Below are 20,840 nucleotides of genomic sequence, written 5' to 3'. Positions count from 1 at the left end.
GCTCAGTCGAACTTCACGCGCGGATCCACCCACACGTAGCAGAGGTCGCTGATCAGCTTGGTCACCAGGCCGATCAGCGTGAAGAGGTAGAGCGTGCCCAGCACCACGGGATAGTCGCGGCGGATCACGCTCTCGTAACTGAGCAGGCCCAGGCCGTCGAGCGAGAACAGCGTCTCGATCAGCAATGAGCCGGTGAAGAAGGCACCGATGAAGGCGGCCGGGAAGCCCGTGATGATGGGGATCAGCGCATTGCGCATGACGTGCTTCCACAGGATCTGCTTCTCGCGCAGGCCCTTGGCGCGGGCCGTCAGCACGTACTGCTTGCGGATCTCTTCGAGGAAGGCGTTCTTGGTCAGCATGGCCGTGACGGCAAAGCTGCCCAGCACCATAGCCGTGATGGGCAGCGCGATGTGCCACAGGTAGTCAACGATTCGCGCGCCCCAGGACATCTGCTCCCAGTTGGCCGAGGTGAGCCCGCGCAGCGGAAACCACTGCAACTGGCCGCCAAAGATCACCAGAAGGGCCACGCCAAGTACGAAGCCCGGAATCGCATAGCCCACCAGCACGAGCAGCGTTGTCACGAAGTCGAAGCGCGTGCCCGCCCGCACCGCCTTGGCGACGCCCAGCGGCACGGCGATGAGGTAGCTGATGAAGAAGGTCCACAGGCCCAGGCTGACAGACACCGGCAGCTTCTCCTTGACCAGGTCCCACACCGCCTTGCGCTGGTAGAAGCTCTGGCCGAGGTCGAAGCGCGCGAAGGCTTTAAGCATCTGCCAGAAGCGCTCGGGCGCCGGCTTGTCGAAGCCGTAGAGGGCCTTGATCTCGGCCACCTGCTGCGCGCTGAGCCCTTGCCGGCCGCGGTAGGCCGACCCACCGGCAGAAGGCCCCTCGCCCCCGGCCGATCGGCCCTGCAGTTGCGACACCATCTGCTCGACCGGACCGCCCGGCACGAACTGGATGACCGCGAAGCTCACCAGCAGCACGCCCAGCAGGGTCGGCACCATCAGCAGCAGACGTTTGAGGATGTAGATGGGCATGCCGCGCTGCCTACTTGTTGCTGGGGGACGCCCACCACGTTGCCGCGGCCCAGCTGTCCGGTTCGTAGTAGGGCGGGACGCTCGGCGGCAGCACGAAGCCGGCGGGCCGGTAGCCCACCAGGAAGCCACTGCTGTACCACTGCGGGATGCCGTAGTAGCCGTTGGTGAGCACGCGGTCGAGCGCGCGCATGGCGGCGCCCAGCTCGTCGCGCGTGGTGGCGGCCAGCACGCGGCGAATGAGCGCGTCCACCGCCGGATCCTTCAGGCCCCAGTAGTTGGCCGACCCATGCGTGCCGGCTGCTTCGGAGCCGAAGTATTCGAGCAGTTCGCTGCCCGGCGTGGTCCGTGCCGGGATGCGGATGCTGCCGAGCTCGAAATCGAAGTCGTTCATGCGCTGCTGGTACAGCGCACCGTCGACGTTGCGCACCGTCATCTGGATGCCCAGCTTGGCCATGGCGGCCTGCATCGGCAGCACCAGCCGCACGCCCGAAGGCTGGGCGTTGAGGTATTCGAGCGCGAAGGCTTCGCCCTTGGCATTGCGCAGCGCGCCGTCGCGATAGGTCCAGCCCGCTTGGGCGAGCAGATCGCGGGCCTTGCGCAGGTTCTCGCGCAGGCTGGAGGGCGGCACGGTGCTGGGCGACAGCGGCACCGGCCCGAAGACCTCGGGCCGGAGCTGGCCGCGCAGCGGCTCCAGCAAGGCCAGTTCATCGGCGCCCGGGAGGCCCTTGGCCTGGAAGGGGCTGTTGGGAAACCAACCCTGCACGCGCGTGTAGATGCCATAGAACATCTGGCGGTTCAGCCATTCGAAGTCCATGGTCAGGGCCAGCGCCTGGCGCACCCGCACGTCCTGCAGCTTGGGGTTGCGCAGGTTGAAGATGTAGCCCTGGTAGTCGCCCGGTGCCCCGCTGGGAAAGACCTGCTTCTTCACCTCGCCGCGGTCGAAGGCGCGGCCGGTGTACTGGCGCGCCCAGTTGCGCGAGATGAACTCGCGCTTGAGGTCGTACTCGCCCGCCTTCAGGCCCTCGAAGCGGGCCGTATCGTCCAGGTAGAGCTTGTAGGTGATGCGGTCGAAGTTGTACTGCCCGCGGCGCACCGCGAGGTCACGCCCCCAGTAGTTCTTGTCGCGCACGTAGGTGATGTCACGGCCCAGCCGGGCGCTGGATGGCCGATACGGACCAGAGCCGATGGGCAGTTCGGTGATGACTTGGTCGAAGGGCTTGCCCTGGCCCCAGCGCTGGCTGAAGACCGGGATGCCACCGGCCAGCAGCGGCAACTCGCGGTTGTCCGAATCGAAGTCGAAGCGCACCACGCGCTCACTGACGGCCTTGACGCTGCGGATGCCCGCCAGCAGCGTGCGGTACTGCGGCGCCGCCTGCTTGCTGATGAGCGTACGCCACGAATACACGACGTCTTCGGCCAGCACTGGCGTGCCGTCGCTGAAGCGCGCCTCGGGCCGCAGGCGGAATACGGCAGAGCGATGGTCGGGCGCCACCTCCACATCCTCGGCCAGCAGGCCGTAGGCCGTCGAGGGCTCCTGCAGATTGCCCACGAGCAGCGACTCGAACACCAGGTCCGTGAGGCCTGCGGGCGCGGTGCCTTTGAGTGTGAAGGGATTGAACTTGTCGAACTGCGTGACCGCGATCGGCGGCACCAGCCGGATCTCCCCGCCCTTGGGTGCGTCCGGATTGACGTAATCGAAGTGGGTGAAGCCGGCGGAGTACTTGATGTCGCCGAACTGGGCATAGGCGTGCGCACCCCACACGGGCAGCGCCGCAACCAGGAGGGCCGGGAGCAGCCAGAGTCGCATGCGAGAATTCTGCCCAAGTTTTTCTCAAGGCAGACCCATGGGCTTTCTCAGCGGCAAGAAACTTCTGATCACCGGCGTCCTCTCCAACCGTTCCATCGCCTACGGCATCGCCAAGGCCTGCCATGCGCAAGGCGCAGAACTCGCCTTCAGCTACGTGGGCGAACGCTTCAAGGACCGCATCACCGAGTTCGCTGCCGACTTCGATTCCAAGCTGGTCTTCGACTGCGACGTGGGCGACGATGCCCAGATCGCCAAGCTGTTCGAGGACCTCTCGCAGACCTGGCCCAAGTTCGACGGCTTCGTCCACAGCATCGGCTTTGCGCCGCGCGAGGCCATCGCCGGCGACTTCCTCGAAGGCCTGTCGCGCGAGGCTTTCAAGATCGCGCACGACATCAGCGCCTACAGCTTCCCGGCCATGGCCAAGGCCGCCCTTCCCTACCTCAACGACCAGGCCGCGTTGCTCACGCTGACCTACCTGGGCGCCGTGCGCGTGGTGCCCAACTACAACACGATGGGCCTGGCCAAGGCCAGCCTGGAAGCCTCGGTGCGCTACCTGGCCGGCTCGCTGGGCCCCAAGGGCGTGCGCGTCAACGGCATCAGCGCCGGCCCCATCAAGACGCTGGCTGCCAGCGGCATCAAGGGATTCGGCAAGCTGCTGCCCGCAGTGGCGGCCGTCTCGCCCATCCGCCGCAACGTGACCATCGACGACGTGGGCAATGTGGCGGCCTTCCTGCTGTCCGACCTGGCCGGTGGCGTGACCGCCGAGATCACCTACGTGGATGGCGGCTTCAGCAACGTGGTCGGCGGCATCGACGAGCCGTCCGAAGGCTGATCATCCATCTCCTCGCGTGACGGTCATGTGGCGTCGCGGTTTTCTGCTGGCGACGTTGTCGGCCGCCCTGTGCGCGCCGGCATGGGCCGCGCCGCCTGCCCTCATGCTGGCAGAGGTCTGGCGCCCGGGCATGCCGCTCGACGGCTACTGGGTCAGCGAGAAGTACGACGGCGTTCGCGGCTTCTGGGACGGGCAGGCCTTGTGGACGCGCGGCGGCGAGCGTATCGCCGCGCCGGCGTGGTTCACGGCCGGCTGGCCGCAGCAGCCCATGGATGGCGAGCTCTGGGCCGGCCGCGGGCGCTTCGAGCATGCCTCCGGCACGGTACGCAGCCAGGCACCTGACGATGCAGCGTGGCGCGCCATGCGCTTCATGGTCTTCGACCTGCCCGCCGAATCCGGTGACTTCGACCATCGGCTGCAGGTGCTGCAGCGGCTGCTGCCGGTCAAGGCCACCCCCTGGCTCGAGCCCGTTCGGCAGGAACGCGCCACCACGGCCGAGGCACTCCGGCGGCAGCTCGACGCCACGGTGCGGGCTGGCGGCGAAGGACTGATGCTGCATCGGGGCAGTTCGCTCTATGGCGCAGGCCGCAGCGCGGACCTGCTCAAGGTCAAGCCCTACGATGATGCCGAGGCGGTGGTGCTCGCGCACCTGCCGGGCCAGGGCCGGCATGCGGGCCGGATGGGCGCGCTGCAGGTGCGAACGCCCGAAGGCCTGGTCTTCAAGCTGGGCGGTGGCTTCACCGATGCACAGCGCGACGATCCGCCGCCGGTGGGCAGCACGGTGACCTACCGCTACAACGGGCTCACGGCACAGGGCGTTCCACGCTTCGCGCGATTCATGCGCGTGCGCACGGACCGCTGAAGCCCGTGGAGCCCAATCCGCCGCCCTCGCCGCCACGGCAGTACGAGGCGCCGCGCCATCTGCGTGGCCCGGCGCGCTGGCTGATGATGGCGCTGGCCGTGGTGGCGTTGGCCCTGGCCGTGGCCGGTGTCGTCCTGCCGGGCCTGCCGACCACGCCCTTCGTGCTGCTGGCCGCCTGGGCGGCCGCCCGCAGTTCGCCGCGGCTCGCGGGCTGGCTCGAAAGGCATCCGCTGTTTGGGCCGCTGATCTTGAACTGGCGCGCCGGCGGCCGCGTCAGCCGACGGGCCAAGCGCAGCGCGGCGGCGGCCATGGTCGTGTGCGCCGTCGTGCTGATCTGGCTGTCGCCCTCCCGCTGGGGGGCCGCCGCAGGGATCGGCGCCATGGCCTGCGTGCTGATCTGGCTCTGGCGGCGGCCGGAGCCTTGAGACTCGGATCGTGTCAGCGGCCGGGGGCATCGACGTGGATGGCCGCCTCGGCGGCACGCCAGGCTCGCGTCGCGCGCCGACAGGGGTTCAGGCCGACGGCCGTTCGCCGCGCGCCATCCGCGCGTCGATGTCGTCCAGCAGCGGCATCAGTTCCGCCACGCTGTCGATCACGTAGTGCGCCCCGGCGCTCTTCAGCTCCGCCGTCGCACGGGTGCGCACTGCTGTCTGGCCTGCGGCATCGAGCGCCTGCCACTCGGCCAGCGTCAGGCCCGCCGCATTGCCGCTGATCGCCAGCCCCACTGCCCAGGCGCCGGCATTCAGGCCCTCCTGCACGCCCACGCCGGTGTCGTCGACCTTCACCACCGTATGGGCCGGCCACACGCCGAGGTCGGCGAAGCAGCGGTACATCATCAAGGGCGAAGGCCGGCCGGCCGCCAGGTCGCCCGCGCACACGAGGTTGTCCGGCACATAGCCGGCTTTCGCGGCGATGGGCGTCACCACCTCCATGATCGGCCGGTTGTAGCCGGTGGTGGAGCCGATGCGCAGGCCACGCGCACGCACGGCGGCCACGGTGTCGAGCGCGCCCGGGATGAAGTCGCAGAAGTCGGGCACCACGGCCGCGTTCATGGGCGTGAACACCTCGTAGAGCTCGTCGATGTCGGCCCGCGTGAAGCCGCGGCCGAAGCGCGCCTCCCACTGGGCCGCCACGCTTGGCAGTTGGCTGAGCGCATGAATGTGGTCCCACTTGGCCACGCCCATGGGGCCGCGCGCCTCGGCGATGCTGAGGTCGATGCCGTAGCGCTCGAACAAGCGCACGAAGGCGCCCATGGGCGCGCAGGAGCCGAAGTCGATGATGGTGCCGGCCCAGTCGAAGACGACGGCCTGGAGTTTTTGCTGGTCAGTCATGGGATATGCGGAGGTCCGGCCTACCAAGCGGCGAAGACTTCTTCGGCGATGCCGAAGGCCGTGCTGGCGCCGGTGCCGCTGGTGACGATCACCAGCCGGGTGGCGTCGTCCGGCGCGTCGATCAGGCAGTCAGTGTCGGGCGACGAGGGATAGGTGCCCACCCAGCGTTGGGTGACGGTGTAGTCGGGCAGGTGCAGCGCCTCCTGCATGTGACGCAGCATCAACGCGTCTACCTGCGTGTCGGCGAAGGGTTCAAGCACCGGGCCGTAGTGGTGGGAGTCCCCCACCACCAGCGAGCCGTCGGCGCTCTGCACCACGATCAGGTGGATGCCATGAGCCAGCGACCCGCCCTCCTCCGCCTCCAGCTGGGCCCGCAGCGCCTGCGCCGCCGGCAGCTTGCTGTAGCCGTGGTAGCGCACCAGGCTCAGGTCGGCCATGACCGAGCCGGGCAGCTTGAACCCCTTGGGTGGCTGAACACGCAGCATGTGCAACTGACACAGCTGCAGGCGATGCGGCGCCAGCCGCTCGGCAAACAGGCCGTTCAGTTCGATGTTGGTGCAGACGACCACGCGCTCCGCATGCAGCGTGGCGCGGGCGGTGCGCACGCGCGGCGTCGCCACCTCCAGCACCTGTTCGCTGAAGCGGAAGACCACGCCATGCGCCTCGGCCAGCCAGGCCGCCAGCAGGCCGATGGCGGTGCGCGACTCCACACGCGCCTCGTGCGGGCTGTAGAGGACCGCACGGGCCGGGCCTTCGGGCCCGTCCAACCGCAACGTCGGTGCGCGCTGCGCGGCCTCGGCCACGTCCAGCAGTTCGCAGCCTTCGGCCATCTCGGTGTCCATGAACTGCTCCAGCACCGCCAGCGCCTTGTCGCGGAAGGCCGTGAGGTACAGGCCCTGGTGGACCACCTCGACGCCAGCCTGCGGCGCCACCTCGCCCCACACCTCGCGTGCGCGTCGGGCGCGGCGCCAGGTGTCGCCGGCGCCCTGTCCGGTCACGGTCACGAAGCCGAAGTTGCGGATGGACGCACCGACGCAGGCGGCGTCCTTCTCGATCACGCAGACATTGAGGCCGCGCCGCGCGGCGGTGTACGCATGGGCCAGGCCGACGATGCCGGCACCGACCACGATCAGGTCGAAATGGGTGTTGCTCATTCGTGGGAATCCCTTTGGCTCATCGCAGCCGCCAGCGCTGGGTGCGGCGGTCCACCCAACGGCCGAGCAGCAGGTACAGCACGTTCACGATCGCCGAGGTCCCGGCGATCAATACCGCCATGGCGGCGGCAGCGCCGATCTCGCCCGCCTCGTCGAGGTTGAGGATGGCGACCGAGGCCAGGCGCGTCTCGGGCGAGTACAGGAAGACGACCGCCGAGATGGTGGTCATCGCGTTGATGAAGAAGTAGCGCGACACGTCCAGCAGCACGGGCAGGCAGATCGGCAGCGTGACGCGGCGCACGGTGGTGAACACCGGCACCTTGAGTGAGGCGGCGACGGCCTCGAACTCGCCGTCGATGGCCTTCAGGGCCGTCACCATGGTCAGGTGACCCGTCGTGTAGAAGTGCACCACCGTGCACAACACCAGCAGGCCCATGGTCTGGTACAGGCCATTGAGCGGGTTCCACGGCGCGTTGAAGAAGAATATGTAGCCCAGGCCGAGGACCAATCCCGGCACCGCCATGGGCAGCATGGCCATCAGCCGGATCAGGGGACGCAGCACATCCAGGCCGCGCGTCTTCTCCAGCAGGTAGGCGCCGCAGAACACCACGGCTGTGCCGACCACGGACGTACAGGCTGCCAGCAGCAGGCTGTTGAGCACCGCGCCGCCCAGTTCGGCATCGACGATGCCGGCGACGTAATGGTCGAGGCTGGGCGTGAGGTTGTAGGGCCACAGCTTGGCAAAGGAAGCGAACACCGCCATGCCGAACATCGCCACCATCAGTGCGCACACGAGCAGGCAATAGGCAGTCATGGCAGCATCGAAGCCCTTTGCAGGCCGGGGCGCCAGCGCCACGGCGCGCGCCGTGAGCATGGCCGTCTGCTTGCGCTGCACCAGGTGATCGACCGCGAAGGTCAGCAGCGCGGGCGCCAGCAGCAGCAGGGCGACGACGGCGCCACGCTGGAAGTCCTGCTGGCCGATCACCAGCTTGAACACGTCGGTCGCCAGCACGTTGAAGTTGCCGCCGACCACCTTGGGGATGCCGAAGTCGGTGATGACCAGCGTGAACACCACCAAGGCGGCGGAGATCAGCCCGTACTTCGCGCCCGGGAGCGTGATGGTGAAGAAACGCCGCAGGGTGCGCGTGCCCATCGCGTCGGCGGCTTCATAGAGCCGTGCGTCGGCCAGCGACAGCGCCGTCACCAGAATCATCAGCGCATGCGGAAAGGTGGCGAAGCATTCCGCCAGCACGATGCCCGGCGCGCCATAGATGCTCTCGAAGCCCAGCGCCTGCCACAGCCCCTTGGCCGCGCCCTGGTTGCCGAACCAGTAGATCAGCGAGATGGCCGACAGCAGCGAAGGCGCAAGCAGGGGCAGCAGCGTGATGCTGCGCAGCAGGCCCTTGGCGGGCATGCAGCTGCGCGTGAGCGCATAGGCGAAGCCGAAGGCCAGCGGGATGACGAGCGCCGTCACCAGCGCGGACACCCACAGGCTGTTCCAGAGGCTGCCCAGCAAGGCGGGCGATGCGAGGTAGGCACGGAAGTGGCCCCAGCCCGAGCGCTCCTCGGTCTGCTGCAATGCCTGCGACAGGATGGCGCCCAAGGGCAACAGCAGGCCGATGACCAGCAACAGCGCCACGGCCACCAGCAGCAAGTGCGCCACACGGTCGCTCCAGTGCACATACAGCCGGACGGCCGGCAGGCGGATCGCGGTCTGCATGCTCAGGCCTCCGCCGCGGGGAAGGCCCGCAGCCGGTCCAGCCGCAGCGCGAAGCGCAACCGACGGCCCTGCTGCACGCCGAACTCGTCCATCTGGTTGAGCGAGAACTGCAGCTGCAGCGGCCCCGGCAGCCCCTCCACCACCAGCTCGGCCAGGCAATTGCCGCCGAGGAACTCGATGTGCGCCACCGTGCCGATGCACAGGCCCGGATGGTCCGCGTCGAAGCCGGTCATCGCCCGGTCTTCCGGACGCAGGTAGAGCATCACTTCCCGGCCCGGTCGGTAGTCGGCGCCGTGGCCAGCCTCGACCTGCCAGCGCCGGTCGCCGCACCGGAACCAGCGCCCGCCCTCGGCCACGGCGGGCAGCCGGTTGACCTTGCCGACGAACTCGGCCACGAAGGGCGTCGCGGGCTCGCGATAGACCTGCAACGGCGTGCCCACCTGCTCGATCACGCCATGGTTCATCACCACGATGCGGTCGGCGATGGACAGGGCCTCTTCCTGGTCGTGCGTCACCATGATGGTGGTGACGCCCAGCCGGCGCTGCAGCGCACGGATCTCGTTGCGCAGGTGCACCCGCACGATGGCGTCGAGCGCCGAAAGGGGCTCGTCCAGCAGCAGCAGGCCTGGCGAGGCGGCCAGTGCGCGCGCCAGCGCTACCCGCTGCTGCTGGCCGCCGGACATCTGCGCCGGGTACTTGCCGCCGCTGCCGGGCAGGCCCACGAGCTGCAGCAGTTCGTCGACACGCGCGGCGATGTCCTTGCGCGGGCGCCGCTGGTTGACCAGCCCATACGCCACGTTGTCCGCAATGCTCAGGTTGGGAAAGAGCGCATAGGACTGGAAGACGATGCCGTAGTCGCGCTGTGCAGGCGGCAGGCGCGAGATGTCGGTACCGCCCTGCCAGAGCTGGCCGCCCGTCTGCACTTCCAGCCCCGCGATGATGCGCAGCAAGGTGGTCTTGCCACAGCCCGAGGGGCCGAGGAAACACACCAGCTCGCCCTGCGGAATGGTCAAGTCGATGGACTCCAGCGCCGTGAAGGCGCCGAAGCGCTTGTGCACGCCCTGCAGCCGCAGGTAGTCGGCCTGGGGCACGCTTTCAACCAGGGACAGCGGCGCCGGCGCAGCACCCATGCTGCGGTCGGCCGCATGGACATGCGCCGGCGCGTTCATCACTTCTTCGCCTCGCTCTTGGCGTCGTAGCGGCGCGTCCACTCGGCCAGGGTGCGCTCGCGGTTGGTGGCGGACTTCTCGAAGTCCATCTTGATCAGGCGGGCCTCGTAGTCGCCGGGGATGCCCGCCAGCTTGGGGGCCACGCCCGGCTGGGCAGTCACGGCGAAGTTCTTGCCGTAGAGCAGCATGGCGTCCTTCGACGTCGCCCAGTTCGCCAGCTTCTTCGCGGCGTCCAGCTTCTTGGTGCCTTTGTAGATGCCGACGGCCTCCAGGTCCCAGCCCAGGCCCTCCTTGGGGAACACCAGCTCGATGGGCGCGCCCTTGGCCTTGTTGGTGTAGCCGCGGTACTCGAAGGAGATGCCCGCCACGTATTCGCCGGAGGCCGCCATGTTGCAGGGCTTGGAGCCGGAGTGCGTGTACTGCGCGATGTTCTCGTGCAGCGCATCCATGTACTTCCAGCCGCCGCCCTTGCCGGCGTCGTCGCCCCACAGTTGCAGCCAGGCCGCGACGTCGAAGTAGCCGGTGCCCGACGAGGCGGGGTTGGGCATCACCACCTGGCCCTTGTACTCGGGTTTGGTGAGGTCCTTCCAGGTGGTGGGGACGGGGATGTTCTTCTTCTTGGCTTCGACCGTGTTGAAGCACACGACGGCACCGAACACGTCCATGCCGACCCAGGCGGGCGGGTTCTTCTTGTCGCGGTACTGCGGCATCACCGCGTCCAGGTTCAGTGGCGCATAGGGCTCGAGCATGCCCTGCTTGTCGAACAGCGCCATGCTGGAGGCGGCCACACCCCACACCACATCGGCCTGCGGATTGGCCTTCTCGGCCAGCAGCTTGGCAGTGATCACACCGGTGGAGTCGCGCACCCACTTGATCTCGATGTCGGGCTCGACCTTGTTGAAGGCACTCTGGTAGGCCTTGAGCTGGTCGGTCTCCAGCGCGGTGTAGACCGTCAGCTGGGTCTTCTGCGCGAAGGCCGCGCCGGTAGCGGCCAGGCCGATGAGGGCGGTCGCGATGGTCTTGACGGAAAAGTGCATGGGCAGGCTCCTCGATGAAATGACCGGGCGAATGTGCCGCCGCGAAACGACATCTTCGTGACACGGTCGCCAAGCAAAATCGGGGCCTGCTCCACCTCTTTGTCTATTGTTCTTTGTAGATCGTAGACAATCTACGCTCTCGAACCTACCATCGCGCCATGCCTGCCGCCCCTGCCAAGAAGGTCTCTTCCCATCCCGTCATCGCACAGCTTCAGTGCCATTCGCTGGCGAATGTGGTGCAGGCAGAAATCGAACGCATGATCCTGGACGGCGAGCTCGGCCCCGGCGCCAAGCTCACCGAGGCCACGCTGGCCGACCAGTTGGGCGTCTCGCGCGGGCCGGTGCGCGAGGCCTTCCGCATGCTGGAGGAAGGCGGCCTGGTACGCACCGAAAAGAACCGCGGCGTCTTCGTGCGCGATGTGCCCATCGAGGAAGCGCTGGAGATCTTCGAGGTGCGTGCCGTGATGGACCTGTATGTGGGCCGCAAGCTGGCCGAGACAGCCGCCCCGGCCCAGGTGCGCGAACTGCGGCAGCTGGTCGAGGCCATGGACCAGGCGGTGAAAGCGGGCGACGCCAAGGACTACCACCGCTTCAACCTCGCCTTCCATGACCGCCTGCTGGAGCTGGCCGGCAACGCCAAGCTGGTCGCCACCTATCGCAAGCTGGTGAACGAGCTGTCGCTGTTCCGCCGGCAAAACCTCACCGACGAATCGATGGCCGTCTACTCGCGCGAGCATCGCGCCATCCTCAAGGCCATCGCCTCCGGTGACCCGGATGCCGCGGGCCAGGCCATGTACCAACATGTGATGAACAGCCGCGAGCGCACGCGCCTCAACTGGGAGAAACAGCGCGGCTCGACCACGGGCAGCGGCGGTGCCTCGCTCGCCGCGTCCTGAGGCCCGCCATGTTGACCCTTCACGACATCGAGAACCTCTTCGCGCGCCGCGGCGCCGAGCAGTACAGCGGCGAACCCGTGACCCAGTTGGAACATGCGCTGCAGAGTGCCTACCTGGCCGAGCAGGAAGATGCCGACGACGCGCTCGTCACGGCCGCCCTGCTTCACGACATCGGCCACCTGCTCAACGACCAGGGCGAGACGCCCACGCTGCGCGGCATCGACGACCGGCACCAGTTCCATGCCCTGCCCTTCCTCCGCGGGCTCTTTCCGGATCGGGTCCTCGACGCCATTGCCTGGCACGTCGACGCCAAGCGCTACCTGTGCGCGACCCGTCCGGACTACTGGGCCGCCCTCTCGGACGACTCCAAGCGCAGCCTGGTTCTACAGGGCGGCGTATTCAGCGACGAAGAAGCCATGCGCTTCATGCAGCGCCCGCATGCGCAGGAGGCGGTCCGCCTGCGGCTGTGGGACGACACGGCCAAGCAGGCCGACCTCGCCACCCCCGACCTGCCGCACTACCTGGCGCGCGCGCGTCGCTGCATGCTGGCCCCAGGCGCATGACGCTGACGGGCCCTGTCGCGCTGGCCGTGCTGTTCGGCGCGGTGCTCCATGCCAGCTGGAATGCACTCATCAAGTCGGCGTCGGACAAGTCGCTGGACACGGCACTGATCCACAGCCTCGGACTGTTCATCGCGCTACCCATCCTGGCCTTCACCGGCCTGCCGGCCACCGCTTCGTGGCCTTATCTGGCCGCCTCGGTCGTGATCCATGTGGGCTACTACGTGGCCCTGGCCGGCGCGTACAAGCACGGTGACCTGGGGCTGGCCTACCCGGTGATGCGCGGCAGCGCGCCACTGCTGGTGGCCCTTAGCAGCCTCACGGTGATGGGCGAGCGCCTCTCGGGGCTCGCATGGTTCGGTGTGGCCGGCATCTGTGCTGGCGTACTCACGCTCGGTCTTTCACCCGGTCATCTGCACACGTCAGGGCACCGCGGCAAGGCCCTGGGCTTCGCGCTGGCCAACGCCTGCATCATCGCGCTCTATACGGTCGTGGACGGCCTCGGCGTGCGGGCCAGCGGCAACGCCGCCGCATACGTCGCCCTGCTCTTCGTCTTCGACGGCCTGCCATTCATGCTGCTGGTGCTGTGGCGGCGCGGTCCGCAGGGGCGGCGTGATGCTCTCGCCTACATGCGTGGCCGCCTGGGTGTGGCGTGGCTGGGCACGGCGGCCTCGCTGGCCAGCTATGGCATCGCGCTCTGGGCCATGACGCGGGCGCCCGTGGCGGTGGTGGCGGCACTGCGCGAGACCTCGGTGCTTTTCGCCGCGCTCATCGGCACGCTGTGCCTGCGGGAGCGCTTCGGGCTGCAGCGCGCCCTCGGTACCGCCGTGGTGGTCGGCGGCGTGATGGCACTGCGGTTCGGATGACACGGGCGCGCAGCGCACAAAAGGCGGCGCCCCGTCGAGCACAGGGTCAGCGCTTGACGCAATCCGCGTAGTAGCGCTTCTTGCCCTTCTCGTCCACGCGGGCCACCAGGCCGTGGATGTCGGTCTCGAACCCCGGGCACTCCAGGTTGAACTGGCGCGCGAACTTCAGGTAGTCCACGATCTTCTTGTTGAAGACCTCGCCCGGGATCAGCAGCGGAATGCCGGGCGGATACGGCGTGATCAGGCTGGTGGTGATGCGGCCTTCGAGGTGGTCGATCTCCACGCGCTCGGTCTTGCGGTGCGCGATGTGGGCGAAGGCCTCGCTGGGCTTCATAGCCGGCTCCAGGTCCGACAGGTACATCTCGGTGGTCAGCCGGGCGATGCCGTACTTGGCATACAGCTCGTGCACGCGCTGGCACAGGTCGCGCAGGCCCATGCGCTCGTAGATGGGATGCTGCTGGCAGAACTCCGGCAGGATGCGCCACATGGGCTGGTTGCGGGCATAGTCGTCCTTGAACTGCTGCAGCGCCGTCAGCAGCGTGTTCCAGCGGCCCTTGGTGATGCCGATGGTGAACATGATGAAGAAGCTGTACAGGCCCGTCTTCTCCACGATCACACCATGCTCGGCCAGGAACTTGGTGACGATGCTCGCCGGGATGCCGGTGGGCGCGAACTTGCCGTCGAGGTCCAGGCCGGGCGTCACGATGGTCGACTTGATCGGGTCGAGCATGTTGAAGCCGTCGGCCAACTTGCCGAAGCCGTGCCAGTTGCGCGCGCCGTTCTTCTTGCCGCCGTTGCCGGCGCGGGTCTCGCCCTTGATGATCCAGTCGTCGGCGCGACCGATGCCTTCCTCGACCAGGTGCTCCGGGCCCCAGACCTTGAACCACCATTCGTCCTTGCCGAACTCCTCCTCCACCTTGCGCATGGCGCGACGGAAGTCCAGGGCCTCGAGGATGCTCTCTTCCACCAGCGCGGTGCCGCCGGGCGGCTCCATCATGGCGGCCGCCACGTCGCAACTGGCGATGATGGCGTACTGCGGGCTGGTGGACGAATGCATCAGGTAGGCCTCGTTGAAGAGGTCCCGGTCCAGCTGGCGGTTCTGCGAGTCCTGCACCAGCACATGGCTGGCCTGGCTGATGCCGGCCAGCAGCTTGTGCGTGGACTGGGTGGCGAACACCAGCGATTCCTTGGGCCGCGCACGGCGCTTGCCCATGGCGTGGTACGGCCCGTAGAAGGGATGGAAGGCCGCATGCGGCAGCCAGGCCTCGTCGAAGTGCAGCGTGTCGACGTAGCCGTCGAGCATCGTCTTGATGGTCTCGGTGTTGTAGATCACGCCGTCGTAGGTGGACTGCGTGAGCGTCAGCACGCGCGGCTTGACGGTGTCGGCGTCGACGTCCTTGAGCAGCGGGTTGGCGCGGATCTTGGCCTTGATGGCCTCGGGCTCGAACTCGCTCTTGGGGATCGGGCCGATGATGCCGTAGTGGTTGCGCGTGGGCTTCATGAACACCGGGATGGCGCCGGTCATGATGATCGCGTGCAGGATCGACTTGTGGCAGTTGCGGTCCACCACCACCACATCGCCGGGCGCCACCGTGTGGTGCCACACCATCTTGTTGGACGTGGACGTGCCGTTGGTGACGAAGAAGCAATGGTCGGCGTTGAAGATGCGTGCCGCATTGCGCTCGCTGGCGGCCACCGGACCGGTGTGGTCCAGCAGCTGGCCCAGTTCCTCCACCGCATTGCAGACGTCCGCACGCAGCATGTTCTCGCCGAAGAACTGATGGAACATCTGGCCGACGGGGCTCTTGAGGAAGGCCACGCCACCAGAGTGGCCCGGGCAGTGCCACGAATAGGAGCCATCTTCCGCGTAGTCGATCAGTGCCTTGAAGAACGGCGGCTGCACCGTCTCGAGGTAGCTCTTGGCCTCGCGGATGATGTGCTTGGCCACGAACTCCGGCGTGTCCTCGAACATGTGGATGAAGCCATGCAGTTCGCGCAGGATGTCGTTGGGCAGGTGCCGGCTGGTCTTGGTCTCGCCGTAGATGTAGATCGGCACGTCGGTGTTCTTGCGTCGCACCTCGCCGATGAAGGTGCGAAGGTTCAGCACGGCCGGGTCGAGGTCTGGGCCGATGGTGAATTCCTCGTCGTCGATCGACAGGATGAAGGCGCTCGCCCGGCTCTGCTGCTGCGCGAACTGCGACAGGTCTCCGTAGCTGGTCACGCCCAGCACCTCGAAGCCCTCGCTTTCGATGGCCTGGGCCAGGGCGCGGATGCCCAGTCCGGAGGTGTTCTCGGAGCGGAAGTCCTCGTCGATGATGACGATGGGAAAGCGGAATTTCATGGGCTGTCGGGCTCCGGCTTTTGGGGGGTGCGCAAAGAAGGCGCGAAGTGTAAGGAATCCAGATGACGGCCGCGTCATGCGACGTGCCCCAGAATGTGGGGCTTCCCGCCACCTCTTTGCTGTAGGAACTCGTCCATGGCTCAATCGACGCTCTGGTGGCTGCTGGCCGGTGCAGCCGTCGCGCTGGAACTGGTCTCCGGCACCATCTACCTTCTGCTGACGGCCGTAGCCTTCGCGGCCGCGGCCGTCGCAGCGCATCTGGGTGCCGCGCTGCCCGTCCAACTGGTCGTGGCCGCCGTGGTCGGCGTGGGCACGGTGGGCGCCTGGTATCTCAAGCAGCGCGCGCGCCCCGCTGGACCGCCGCCGCAGGCCAGCCCCGACATGAACCTCGACATCGGCGAACGCGTGCACGTCGACGCCTGGCTCGCGGATGGCACGGCGCTCGTGCGTCACCGGGGTGCGCAATGGACGGCCGTGCTCCGCGCTAGCGGCCGCGGCCAGCCGGGAGCGCACCGCGTCGTCGAGTTGCAGGGCAACCGTCTTGTGCTGGAGCCTCTCTGATCATTCGGGACTGCGCCGAGCTCGCGGAACCTTTCAATCTCACTTCATCGAACTGCCATGGAAATCGCCCTCGTCATCCTGGTCATCGCCGTCATCTTCATCTGGCAGTCCATCAAGTTCGTGCCCCAGCAGAACGCCTGGGTCCGTGAACGGCTGGGCAAGTACCACAGCACGATGACGCCGGGGCCCAACTTCCTCATCCCCTTCATCGACCGCGTGGCCTACAAGCACAGCCTGAAGGAGATCCCGCTCGATGTGCCCAGCCAGATCTGCATCACGCGTGACAACACGCAGCTGCAGGTGGACGGCATCCTCTACTTCCAGGTGACCGATCCGATGCGGGCGAGCTACGGCTCCTCCAACTACATCGTGGCCGTCACCCAGCTGGCGCAGACCTCGCTGCGCAGCGTGATCGGCAAGCTGGAACTGGACAAGACCTTCGAGGAGCGCGACATCATCAACGCCCAGGTCGTGGCCGCCATCGACGAGGCCGCGCTCAACTGGGGCGTGAAGGTGCTGCGCTATGAGATCAAGGACCTGACGCCGCCCGCCGAGATCCTGCGCGCCATGCAGGCGCAGATCACGGCAGAGCGCGAGAAGCGGGCGCTGATTGCCGCCTCCGAGGGCCGGCGCCAGGAGCAGATCAACATCGCCACTGGCGAACGCGAGGCCTACATCGCCCGCTCCGAGGGCGAGAAGCAGGCGGCCATCAACAACGCACAGGGCGAGGCCGCCTCCATCACCGCAGTGGCCGAGGCCACGGCGCTCGCGATCGAGCGCATCGCGGCCGCCATCCGGCAGCCAGGGGGCGATCAAGCCGTGCAGCTGAAGGTCGCCGAGCGCGCCGTCGATGCCTACAGCAAGGTCGCGGCGGACGCCAAGACCACCCTGATCGTGCCCAGCAACATGACCGACACCGCCGGATTGATCGCCTCGGCGATGCAGATGGTTCGCGCGGGCCGCAGCGGCTCAAATCCGGGTTAGAATCATGGGCTCCACGGAGCGGTGGATGAGTGGTTTAAGTCGCACGCCTGGAAAGCGTGTGTGGGTTAATAGCCCACCGCGGGTTCGAATCCCGCCTGCTCCGCCAAATACGAAACCCGTTGCATGCGCAACGGGTTTTTTTTATGTCTGCAGCGCTGCCATCTGCTCCCCAGAGATGCTCCACTTTTGCGCAATTGTCGACTGTCTTAATTTTTGCGCACACTTTTGTTTACAGCGCAACGAGGGCGAGTTCACAATCGCGAAACAGCACGTAAGGAGCGCAACAGCATGGACAGCAGGTCAAACAGCGGCGCGGGTGATGGGGGTTCGGATCCGCGCGGGGGATCCACGGAATCCGGAGGAGGCGATCTCCGGCACCTTTTCCAATCCAAGATGTCCGAGGGTGCCAAGCGCAACTATCTGCTGAAGTTGCGAAACGCCGCGTTCGGACGTCTGCGCGAGCGCTCCGCCCGCAAACGCCAAGTCTGATCCGCCTCGCGCCAGAGTGCGCAGGCTGCCCTGACAGTCGCCCCGCCAGGCCTCCTGCGCTGCCAGACACGACCCGGCACGCACAGCCGTCCAGGATCGTTCGCGGTGAGGCACCGGTACTCACTCGCGAATCCGCGCCGGCGTATTGATTCCTCGCACCGCCGCAACCCGAAGGCATGGCGCCACCACGCGCTGAGCCACTCCTGCAGACGCCCTGCCCCGCCTGTTGAAACGCCCGTGGTGCGTGGGGCAAGAACTGCCCGAAAGAATGGCCGCCCCGTAACTCCGAGGCAACGGCCAAGGCATGACCAATGACGAACTCGCAGCCAAGCTCAACACGCTGCGCAACGAAGTACTGACGATGCGACTTGAACGACGGGGCCTGCTCTTCGCCCTCATGGCCATCATTTCCACCCACCCCCGGCACGAAGACTGCCAGTTCCTGCTCGACCACTACCTGAACGGCCACCTGGAAAAGTCCGAGACGGGGCGATCGCTGCCGGATGGCGCCAGGGAACATCTGCGGGCCTACGTGCGCTCCCTCCAGGACGCCGCGTCGCCCCATACCCCGGAGGCCGTCCAGGCCCTGCGCTCCAAGCTCTTCCCGTGGGAAAGCGATCCGCCGTGACCTGGAGGCCCCCGCTGCCGCACGACCGGCACACCTGCCGATAGGATGGCGGGCCGGCACGCCACGGACGCCTTACTCGGCTCGCCGCTGGCCCGTGCTCCCCCGCCACCTCAACCCGTTGACCGACTGGGATCAACGTCACCTCATGAAAATCGCCACCTGGAACGTCAACTCTCTCACGGCCCGCCTGCAGCATGTGCTGGATTGGCTGATCGCCAACCCCGTCGATCTCCTGTGCCTGCAGGAGCTCAAGATGACCGACGACAAGTTTCCGCTGGAGGTGCTCAAGTCCGCCGGCTACGAGGCCGCGAGCTTCGGCCAGAAGACCTACAACGGCGTCGCGCTGCTGAGCCTGTCGCCGCTGCGCGAGGTCCAGCGCAACATCGGCGGCTTCGAGGACGAGCATTCGCGCGTGATCAGCGCGACCGTCGACACGCCCACCGGCCCGCTGCGCGTGGTCAACGGCTACTTCGTCAACGGCCAGGCGCCGGGCTCCGACAAGTTCGCCTACAAGATGCGCTGGCTGGACGCACTGCGCGACTGGCTGCGCGCCGAGATGGCCGCACATCCGCGGCTGGTGCTCCTGGGCGACTTCAACATCACGCCGGAGGACCGTGACAGCTACGACCCGGTGGGCCTCAAGGAGACGATCCACCACACGACCGAAGAGCGTCAGCATTTCCAGGCGCTGCTGCAACTGGGCCTGGTCGACGGCTTCCGCCTGTTCGAGCAGCCCGAGAAAAGCTTCTCGTGGTGGGACTACCGCATGCTCGGCTACCAGAAGAACCGTGGCCTGCGCATCGACCACATTCTGGTCAGCGAGCCGCTGGTTCCCGAGGTGCGTTCATGCACCATCGACCGTGTGCCGCGCAAATGGGAGAAGCCCAGCGACCATGCCCCCGTGGTGATGGAGTTGGGCGGCTGAGCTTGTACCGCGGGCCGGCAGTGCCGGACGCGATCAGGCGTCGTCCTGATCCAGTCCGAGTTCGGCGATCTTTCGCGTGATGGTGTTGCGGCCGATGCCGAGCTTCTGCGCCGCCTCGATGCGGCGGCCACGCGTGAAGGACAGTGCGGTCAGGATGAGATGCGATTCGAAGCGCCGCGAGAGGGCATCCCAGACGTCCGGCTGACCGGCCGCCAGCATCGCCTGCGCTTCCGCGTCGAGCCCCTGCTCCCAACTGGCCGTCGCAGCCGCGGCCACCGTCGCCATGGGCGTCGCCGCTGGAGCCGCTGCGACCATTGGCATGGACACCGGCATTGCCGCGGCAGCGCCAGCGGCAGGCTCGAAGGCGGCCGTCTCCACCGGCGTCGTGACGGACGGCACGCCCGCCTGGAGCGGCGCGCCTGTGCCGAGGCCCGCCTCCGACGCCGCGTTCGACAGCACCTCGGGCGGCAGGTCCTTCGGCTCGATCAACTGGGCTGGCGCCATCACCGTGAGCCAGTGGCAGATGTTTTCCAGCTGCCGCACGTTGCCCGGGAAGTTGAAGGCCGACAGCTGCGACAGGGCCGCATCGGAGATGCGCTTGGGCTCCACGCCCAGTTGCTTGGCACTTTGCTGCAGGAAGTGGCGCGTGAGCGAAGGCACGTCCTCCTTGCGCTCGCGCAAGGCCGGCAGCCGCAGGCGGATGACGTTGAGGCGGTGGAACAAGTCCTCGCGGAACACACCCTGCTTCACCCGCTGCTCGAGGTCCTGGTGGGTGGCCGCGATCACGCGCACATTGGCCTTGACCGCGTTGTGCCCGCCGACCCGGTAGAAGTGCCCGTCCGACAGCACGCGCAGCAGGCGGGTCTGCAGGTCGAAGGGCATGTCGCCGATTTCGTCGAGGAACAGCGTGCCGCCGTCGGCCTGCTCGAAGCGGCCGCGGCGCATGGTCTGTGCGCCCGTGAAGGCGCCGCGCTCATGGCCGAAGAGCTCGCTCTCCAGCAGGTCCTTGGGGATCGCCGCCGTATTGATGGCCACGAAGGGCCCGTTGGACCGAGGCGAATGCTTGTGCAGCGCGCGCGCCACCAGTTCCTTGCCCGAGCCCGATTCGCCGGTGATCAGCACCGTCACATTGCTCTGCGACAGGCGGCCGATGGCGCGGAACACGTCCTGCATCGCAGGCGCCTGGCCGAGCATCTCGGGCGTGGCCTGCATGCGCTCCTCGGCCACCTCCTCGCGCTGGCTCTCGTCCACCGCGCGGCGGATGAGCTCGACCGCACGCGGCAGGTCGAAGGGCTTGGGCAGGTACTCGAAGGCGCCCCCCTGGAAGGCCGACACGGCGCTGTCCAGGTCGGAGAAGGCCGTCATGATGATGACCGGCAGGCCGGGATGCTTCTGCTTGATCTTGTCCAGCAGGTCCAGGCCCGAACCACCCGGCATGCGGATGTCGCTGACCAGCACCTGCGGTCCCTGCATCTCGTCGTCGTTGGCGGCTTCGAGCGCGGCGAGGACTTCGCGGGTATTGGTGAAGCTGCGCGTCGGCAGGTCCTCTCGCAACAGCGCCTTTTCAAGCACGAAGCGTATCGATTGGTCGTCGTCCACTATCCAGATCGGCTTCATGCAGCTCCTTGTTGTCCTTTCCTG

General features: G+C 67.3%; 19 protein-coding genes and 1 tRNA gene. 11 read left to right on the top strand and 9 right to left on the bottom strand.

Going from position 1 to position 20,840, the window contains the following annotated elements; translation table 11 throughout:
• Positions 1-2: 2 nt before the first annotated feature.
• Together KBC94_RS00305 and KBC94_RS00300 are read right to left on the bottom strand one after the other, a co-directional pair.
• The gene (locus tag KBC94_RS00305; RefSeq protein ID WP_294365011.1) at positions 3-1,037 is read right to left on the bottom strand and encodes a microcin C ABC transporter permease YejB; all 1,035 of its coding nucleotides are present in this window, start codon (positions 1,035-1,037) and stop codon (positions 3-5) included.
• A gap of 10 nt (positions 1,038-1,047) precedes the next feature.
• Entirely contained in the window at positions 1,048-2,844 is a 1,797-nt protein-coding gene (locus tag KBC94_RS00300) for an extracellular solute-binding protein (RefSeq protein ID WP_294365008.1), read from the bottom strand.
• A 37-nt stretch (positions 2,845-2,881) separates the two neighbouring features.
• Between KBC94_RS00300 and fabI the strand changes: the two genes are divergently transcribed.
• Genes fabI through KBC94_RS00285 form a run of 3 tightly spaced genes read left to right on the top strand, consistent with a single transcriptional unit; the run spans position 2,882 to position 4,963 of the window.
• On the top strand, positions 2,882-3,676 hold the full coding sequence (gene fabI, locus KBC94_RS00295; protein WP_017762261.1) for an enoyl-ACP reductase FabI: 795 nt from the start codon (positions 2,882-2,884) through the stop codon (positions 3,674-3,676).
• Positions 3,677-3,701: 25 nt separating this feature from the next.
• On the top strand, positions 3,702-4,538 hold the full coding sequence (locus tag KBC94_RS00290) for a DNA ligase (protein WP_294365927.1): 837 nt from the start codon (positions 3,702-3,704) through the stop codon (positions 4,536-4,538).
• 5 nt (positions 4,539-4,543) lie between these two features.
• On the top strand, positions 4,544-4,963 hold the full coding sequence (locus KBC94_RS00285) for a YbaN family protein (protein WP_294364998.1): 420 nt from the start codon (positions 4,544-4,546) through the stop codon (positions 4,961-4,963).
• 87 nt (positions 4,964-5,050) lie between these two features.
• Here the strand turns inward: KBC94_RS00285 and phnX are convergent, their stop codons facing one another.
• From phnX to KBC94_RS00260, 5 genes are read right to left on the bottom strand one after another with little or no spacing between them, the layout of a single operon-like run.
• Positions 5,051-5,869 carry a phosphonoacetaldehyde hydrolase gene (phnX, locus tag KBC94_RS00280; RefSeq protein WP_294364997.1) on the bottom strand — a complete coding sequence of 273 codons (819 nt, stop codon included), beginning with the start codon at positions 5,867-5,869 and terminating at the stop codon, positions 5,051-5,053.
• A 20-nt stretch (positions 5,870-5,889) separates the two neighbouring features.
• Positions 5,890-7,023, bottom strand: a complete 1,134-nt coding sequence (locus KBC94_RS00275; RefSeq protein WP_294364996.1) for a TIGR03364 family FAD-dependent oxidoreductase — start codon at positions 7,021-7,023, stop codon at positions 5,890-5,892.
• A gap of 19 nt (positions 7,024-7,042) precedes the next feature.
• Positions 7,043-8,743 (bottom strand): putative 2-aminoethylphosphonate ABC transporter permease subunit, encoded by a 1,701-nt coding sequence (locus KBC94_RS00270; RefSeq protein ID WP_294364994.1) that lies wholly within the window; start codon positions 8,741-8,743, stop codon positions 7,043-7,045.
• Between the two features lie 2 nt (positions 8,744-8,745).
• Positions 8,746-9,873, bottom strand: a complete 1,128-nt coding sequence (locus tag KBC94_RS00265) for a putative 2-aminoethylphosphonate ABC transporter ATP-binding protein (RefSeq protein ID WP_294365925.1) — start codon at positions 9,871-9,873, stop codon at positions 8,746-8,748.
• A 38-nt stretch (positions 9,874-9,911) separates the two neighbouring features.
• The gene (locus KBC94_RS00260) at positions 9,912-10,949 is read right to left on the bottom strand and encodes a putative 2-aminoethylphosphonate ABC transporter substrate-binding protein (protein WP_294364991.1); all 1,038 of its coding nucleotides are present in this window, start codon (positions 10,947-10,949) and stop codon (positions 9,912-9,914) included.
• Positions 10,950-11,107: 158 nt separating this feature from the next.
• Here KBC94_RS00260 and KBC94_RS00255 point away from each other — a divergent pair, with 158 nt between their 5' ends.
• The 3 genes from KBC94_RS00255 to KBC94_RS00245 are packed head-to-tail and all read left to right on the top strand — an operon-like array spanning position 11,108 to position 13,271.
• Positions 11,108-11,845 (top strand): phosphonate utilization associated transcriptional regulator, encoded by a 738-nt coding sequence (locus KBC94_RS00255; RefSeq protein WP_294364988.1) that lies wholly within the window; start codon positions 11,108-11,110, stop codon positions 11,843-11,845.
• 8 nt (positions 11,846-11,853) lie between these two features.
• Positions 11,854-12,408, top strand: coding sequence for a phosphonate degradation HD-domain oxygenase (locus tag KBC94_RS00250; protein WP_294364985.1), 555 nt, complete (start codon positions 11,854-11,856; stop codon positions 12,406-12,408).
• Positions 12,405-13,271, top strand: coding sequence for an EamA family transporter (locus KBC94_RS00245; protein WP_294364984.1), 867 nt, complete (start codon positions 12,405-12,407; stop codon positions 13,269-13,271). Before KBC94_RS00250 ends, KBC94_RS00245 begins: the two co-directional genes overlap by 4 nt.
• 46 nt (positions 13,272-13,317) lie before the next feature.
• On the opposite strand, the gene KBC94_RS00240 is transcribed toward KBC94_RS00245, so the two are convergent.
• Positions 13,318-15,612, bottom strand: coding sequence for an arginine/lysine/ornithine decarboxylase (locus tag KBC94_RS00240; RefSeq protein WP_294364981.1), 2,295 nt, complete (start codon positions 15,610-15,612; stop codon positions 13,318-13,320).
• A 135-nt stretch (positions 15,613-15,747) separates the two neighbouring features.
• Between KBC94_RS00240 and KBC94_RS00235 the strand changes: the two genes are divergently transcribed.
• From KBC94_RS00235 to xth, 5 genes are all read left to right on the top strand, one after another.
• The gene (locus KBC94_RS00235) at positions 15,748-16,173 is read left to right on the top strand and encodes an NfeD family protein (RefSeq protein WP_294364979.1); all 426 of its coding nucleotides are present in this window, start codon (positions 15,748-15,750) and stop codon (positions 16,171-16,173) included.
• A 57-nt stretch (positions 16,174-16,230) separates the two neighbouring features.
• Positions 16,231-17,157 carry a stomatin-like protein gene (locus KBC94_RS00230; RefSeq protein ID WP_294364976.1) on the top strand — a complete coding sequence of 309 codons (927 nt, stop codon included), beginning with the start codon at positions 16,231-16,233 and terminating at the stop codon, positions 17,155-17,157.
• A 15-nt stretch (positions 17,158-17,172) separates the two neighbouring features.
• Positions 17,173-17,263 (top strand) — tRNA-Ser (locus KBC94_RS00225).
• A gap of 687 nt (positions 17,264-17,950) precedes the next feature.
• Complete coding sequence (locus tag KBC94_RS00220; protein ID WP_234194213.1) at positions 17,951-18,274, top strand: hypothetical protein; 324 nt, start codon at positions 17,951-17,953, stop codon at positions 18,272-18,274.
• 145 nt (positions 18,275-18,419) lie between these two features.
• Positions 18,420-19,199 carry an exodeoxyribonuclease III gene (gene xth, locus KBC94_RS00215; RefSeq protein ID WP_294364973.1) on the top strand — a complete coding sequence of 260 codons (780 nt, stop codon included), beginning with the start codon at positions 18,420-18,422 and terminating at the stop codon, positions 19,197-19,199.
• 33 nt (positions 19,200-19,232) lie between these two features.
• Here xth and ntrC read toward each other — a convergent pair whose 3' ends face one another.
• Complete coding sequence (ntrC, locus tag KBC94_RS00210) at positions 19,233-20,816, bottom strand: nitrogen regulation protein NR(I) (RefSeq protein WP_294364972.1); 1,584 nt, start codon at positions 20,814-20,816, stop codon at positions 19,233-19,235.
• Between the last annotated feature and the right edge of the window lie 24 nt (positions 20,817-20,840).

This window comes from Pseudacidovorax sp. (genome assembly GCF_017991995.1).
Taxonomy (GTDB): domain Bacteria; phylum Pseudomonadota; class Gammaproteobacteria; order Burkholderiales; family Burkholderiaceae_C; genus Xenophilus.
Note: the sequence above shows the minus strand (reverse complement) of the source record. Positions and strands in the feature narration are given on the sequence as shown.

What these genes read in the sequence shown, in the direction of transcription:
- fabI (WP_017762261.1), top strand. Translation starts at nt 2,882, where the DNA reads ATGGGCTTTCTCAGCGGCAAGAAACTTCTGATCACCGGCGTCCTCTCC.
- xth (WP_294364973.1), top strand. Translation starts at nt 18,420, where the DNA reads ATGAAAATCGCCACCTGGAACGTCAACTCTCTCACGGCCCGCCTGCAG.
- phnX (WP_294364997.1), bottom strand. Translation starts at nt 5,869, where the DNA reads ATGACTGACCAGCAAAAACTCCAGGCCGTCGTCTTCGACTGGGCCGGC.
- KBC94_RS00240 (WP_294364981.1), bottom strand. Translation starts at nt 15,612, where the DNA reads ATGAAATTCCGCTTTCCCATCGTCATCATCGACGAGGACTTCCGCTCC.
- KBC94_RS00275 (WP_294364996.1), bottom strand. Translation starts at nt 7,023, where the DNA reads ATGAGCAACACCCATTTCGACCTGATCGTGGTCGGTGCCGGCATCGTC.
- KBC94_RS00245 (WP_294364984.1), top strand. Translation starts at nt 12,405, where the DNA reads ATGACGCTGACGGGCCCTGTCGCGCTGGCCGTGCTGTTCGGCGCGGTG.
- KBC94_RS00260 (WP_294364991.1), bottom strand. Translation starts at nt 10,949, where the DNA reads ATGCACTTTTCCGTCAAGACCATCGCGACCGCCCTCATCGGCCTGGCC.
- KBC94_RS00305 (WP_294365011.1), bottom strand. Translation starts at nt 1,037, where the DNA reads ATGCCCATCTACATCCTCAAACGTCTGCTGCTGATGGTGCCGACCCTG.
- KBC94_RS00290 (WP_294365927.1), top strand. Translation starts at nt 3,702, where the DNA reads ATGTGGCGTCGCGGTTTTCTGCTGGCGACGTTGTCGGCCGCCCTGTGC.
- KBC94_RS00300 (WP_294365008.1), bottom strand. Translation starts at nt 2,844, where the DNA reads ATGCGACTCTGGCTGCTCCCGGCCCTCCTGGTTGCGGCGCTGCCCGTG.
- KBC94_RS00265 (WP_294365925.1), bottom strand. Translation starts at nt 9,873, where the DNA reads ATGGGTGCTGCGCCGGCGCCGCTGTCCCTGGTTGAAAGCGTGCCCCAG.
- KBC94_RS00235 (WP_294364979.1), top strand. Translation starts at nt 15,748, where the DNA reads ATGGCTCAATCGACGCTCTGGTGGCTGCTGGCCGGTGCAGCCGTCGCG.
- KBC94_RS00250 (WP_294364985.1), top strand. Translation starts at nt 11,854, where the DNA reads ATGTTGACCCTTCACGACATCGAGAACCTCTTCGCGCGCCGCGGCGCC.
- KBC94_RS00255 (WP_294364988.1), top strand. Translation starts at nt 11,108, where the DNA reads ATGCCTGCCGCCCCTGCCAAGAAGGTCTCTTCCCATCCCGTCATCGCA.
- KBC94_RS00220 (WP_234194213.1), top strand. Translation starts at nt 17,951, where the DNA reads ATGACCAATGACGAACTCGCAGCCAAGCTCAACACGCTGCGCAACGAA.
- ntrC (WP_294364972.1), bottom strand. Translation starts at nt 20,816, where the DNA reads ATGAAGCCGATCTGGATAGTGGACGACGACCAATCGATACGCTTCGTG.
- KBC94_RS00230 (WP_294364976.1), top strand. Translation starts at nt 16,231, where the DNA reads ATGGAAATCGCCCTCGTCATCCTGGTCATCGCCGTCATCTTCATCTGG.
- KBC94_RS00270 (WP_294364994.1), bottom strand. Translation starts at nt 8,743, where the DNA reads ATGCAGACCGCGATCCGCCTGCCGGCCGTCCGGCTGTATGTGCACTGG.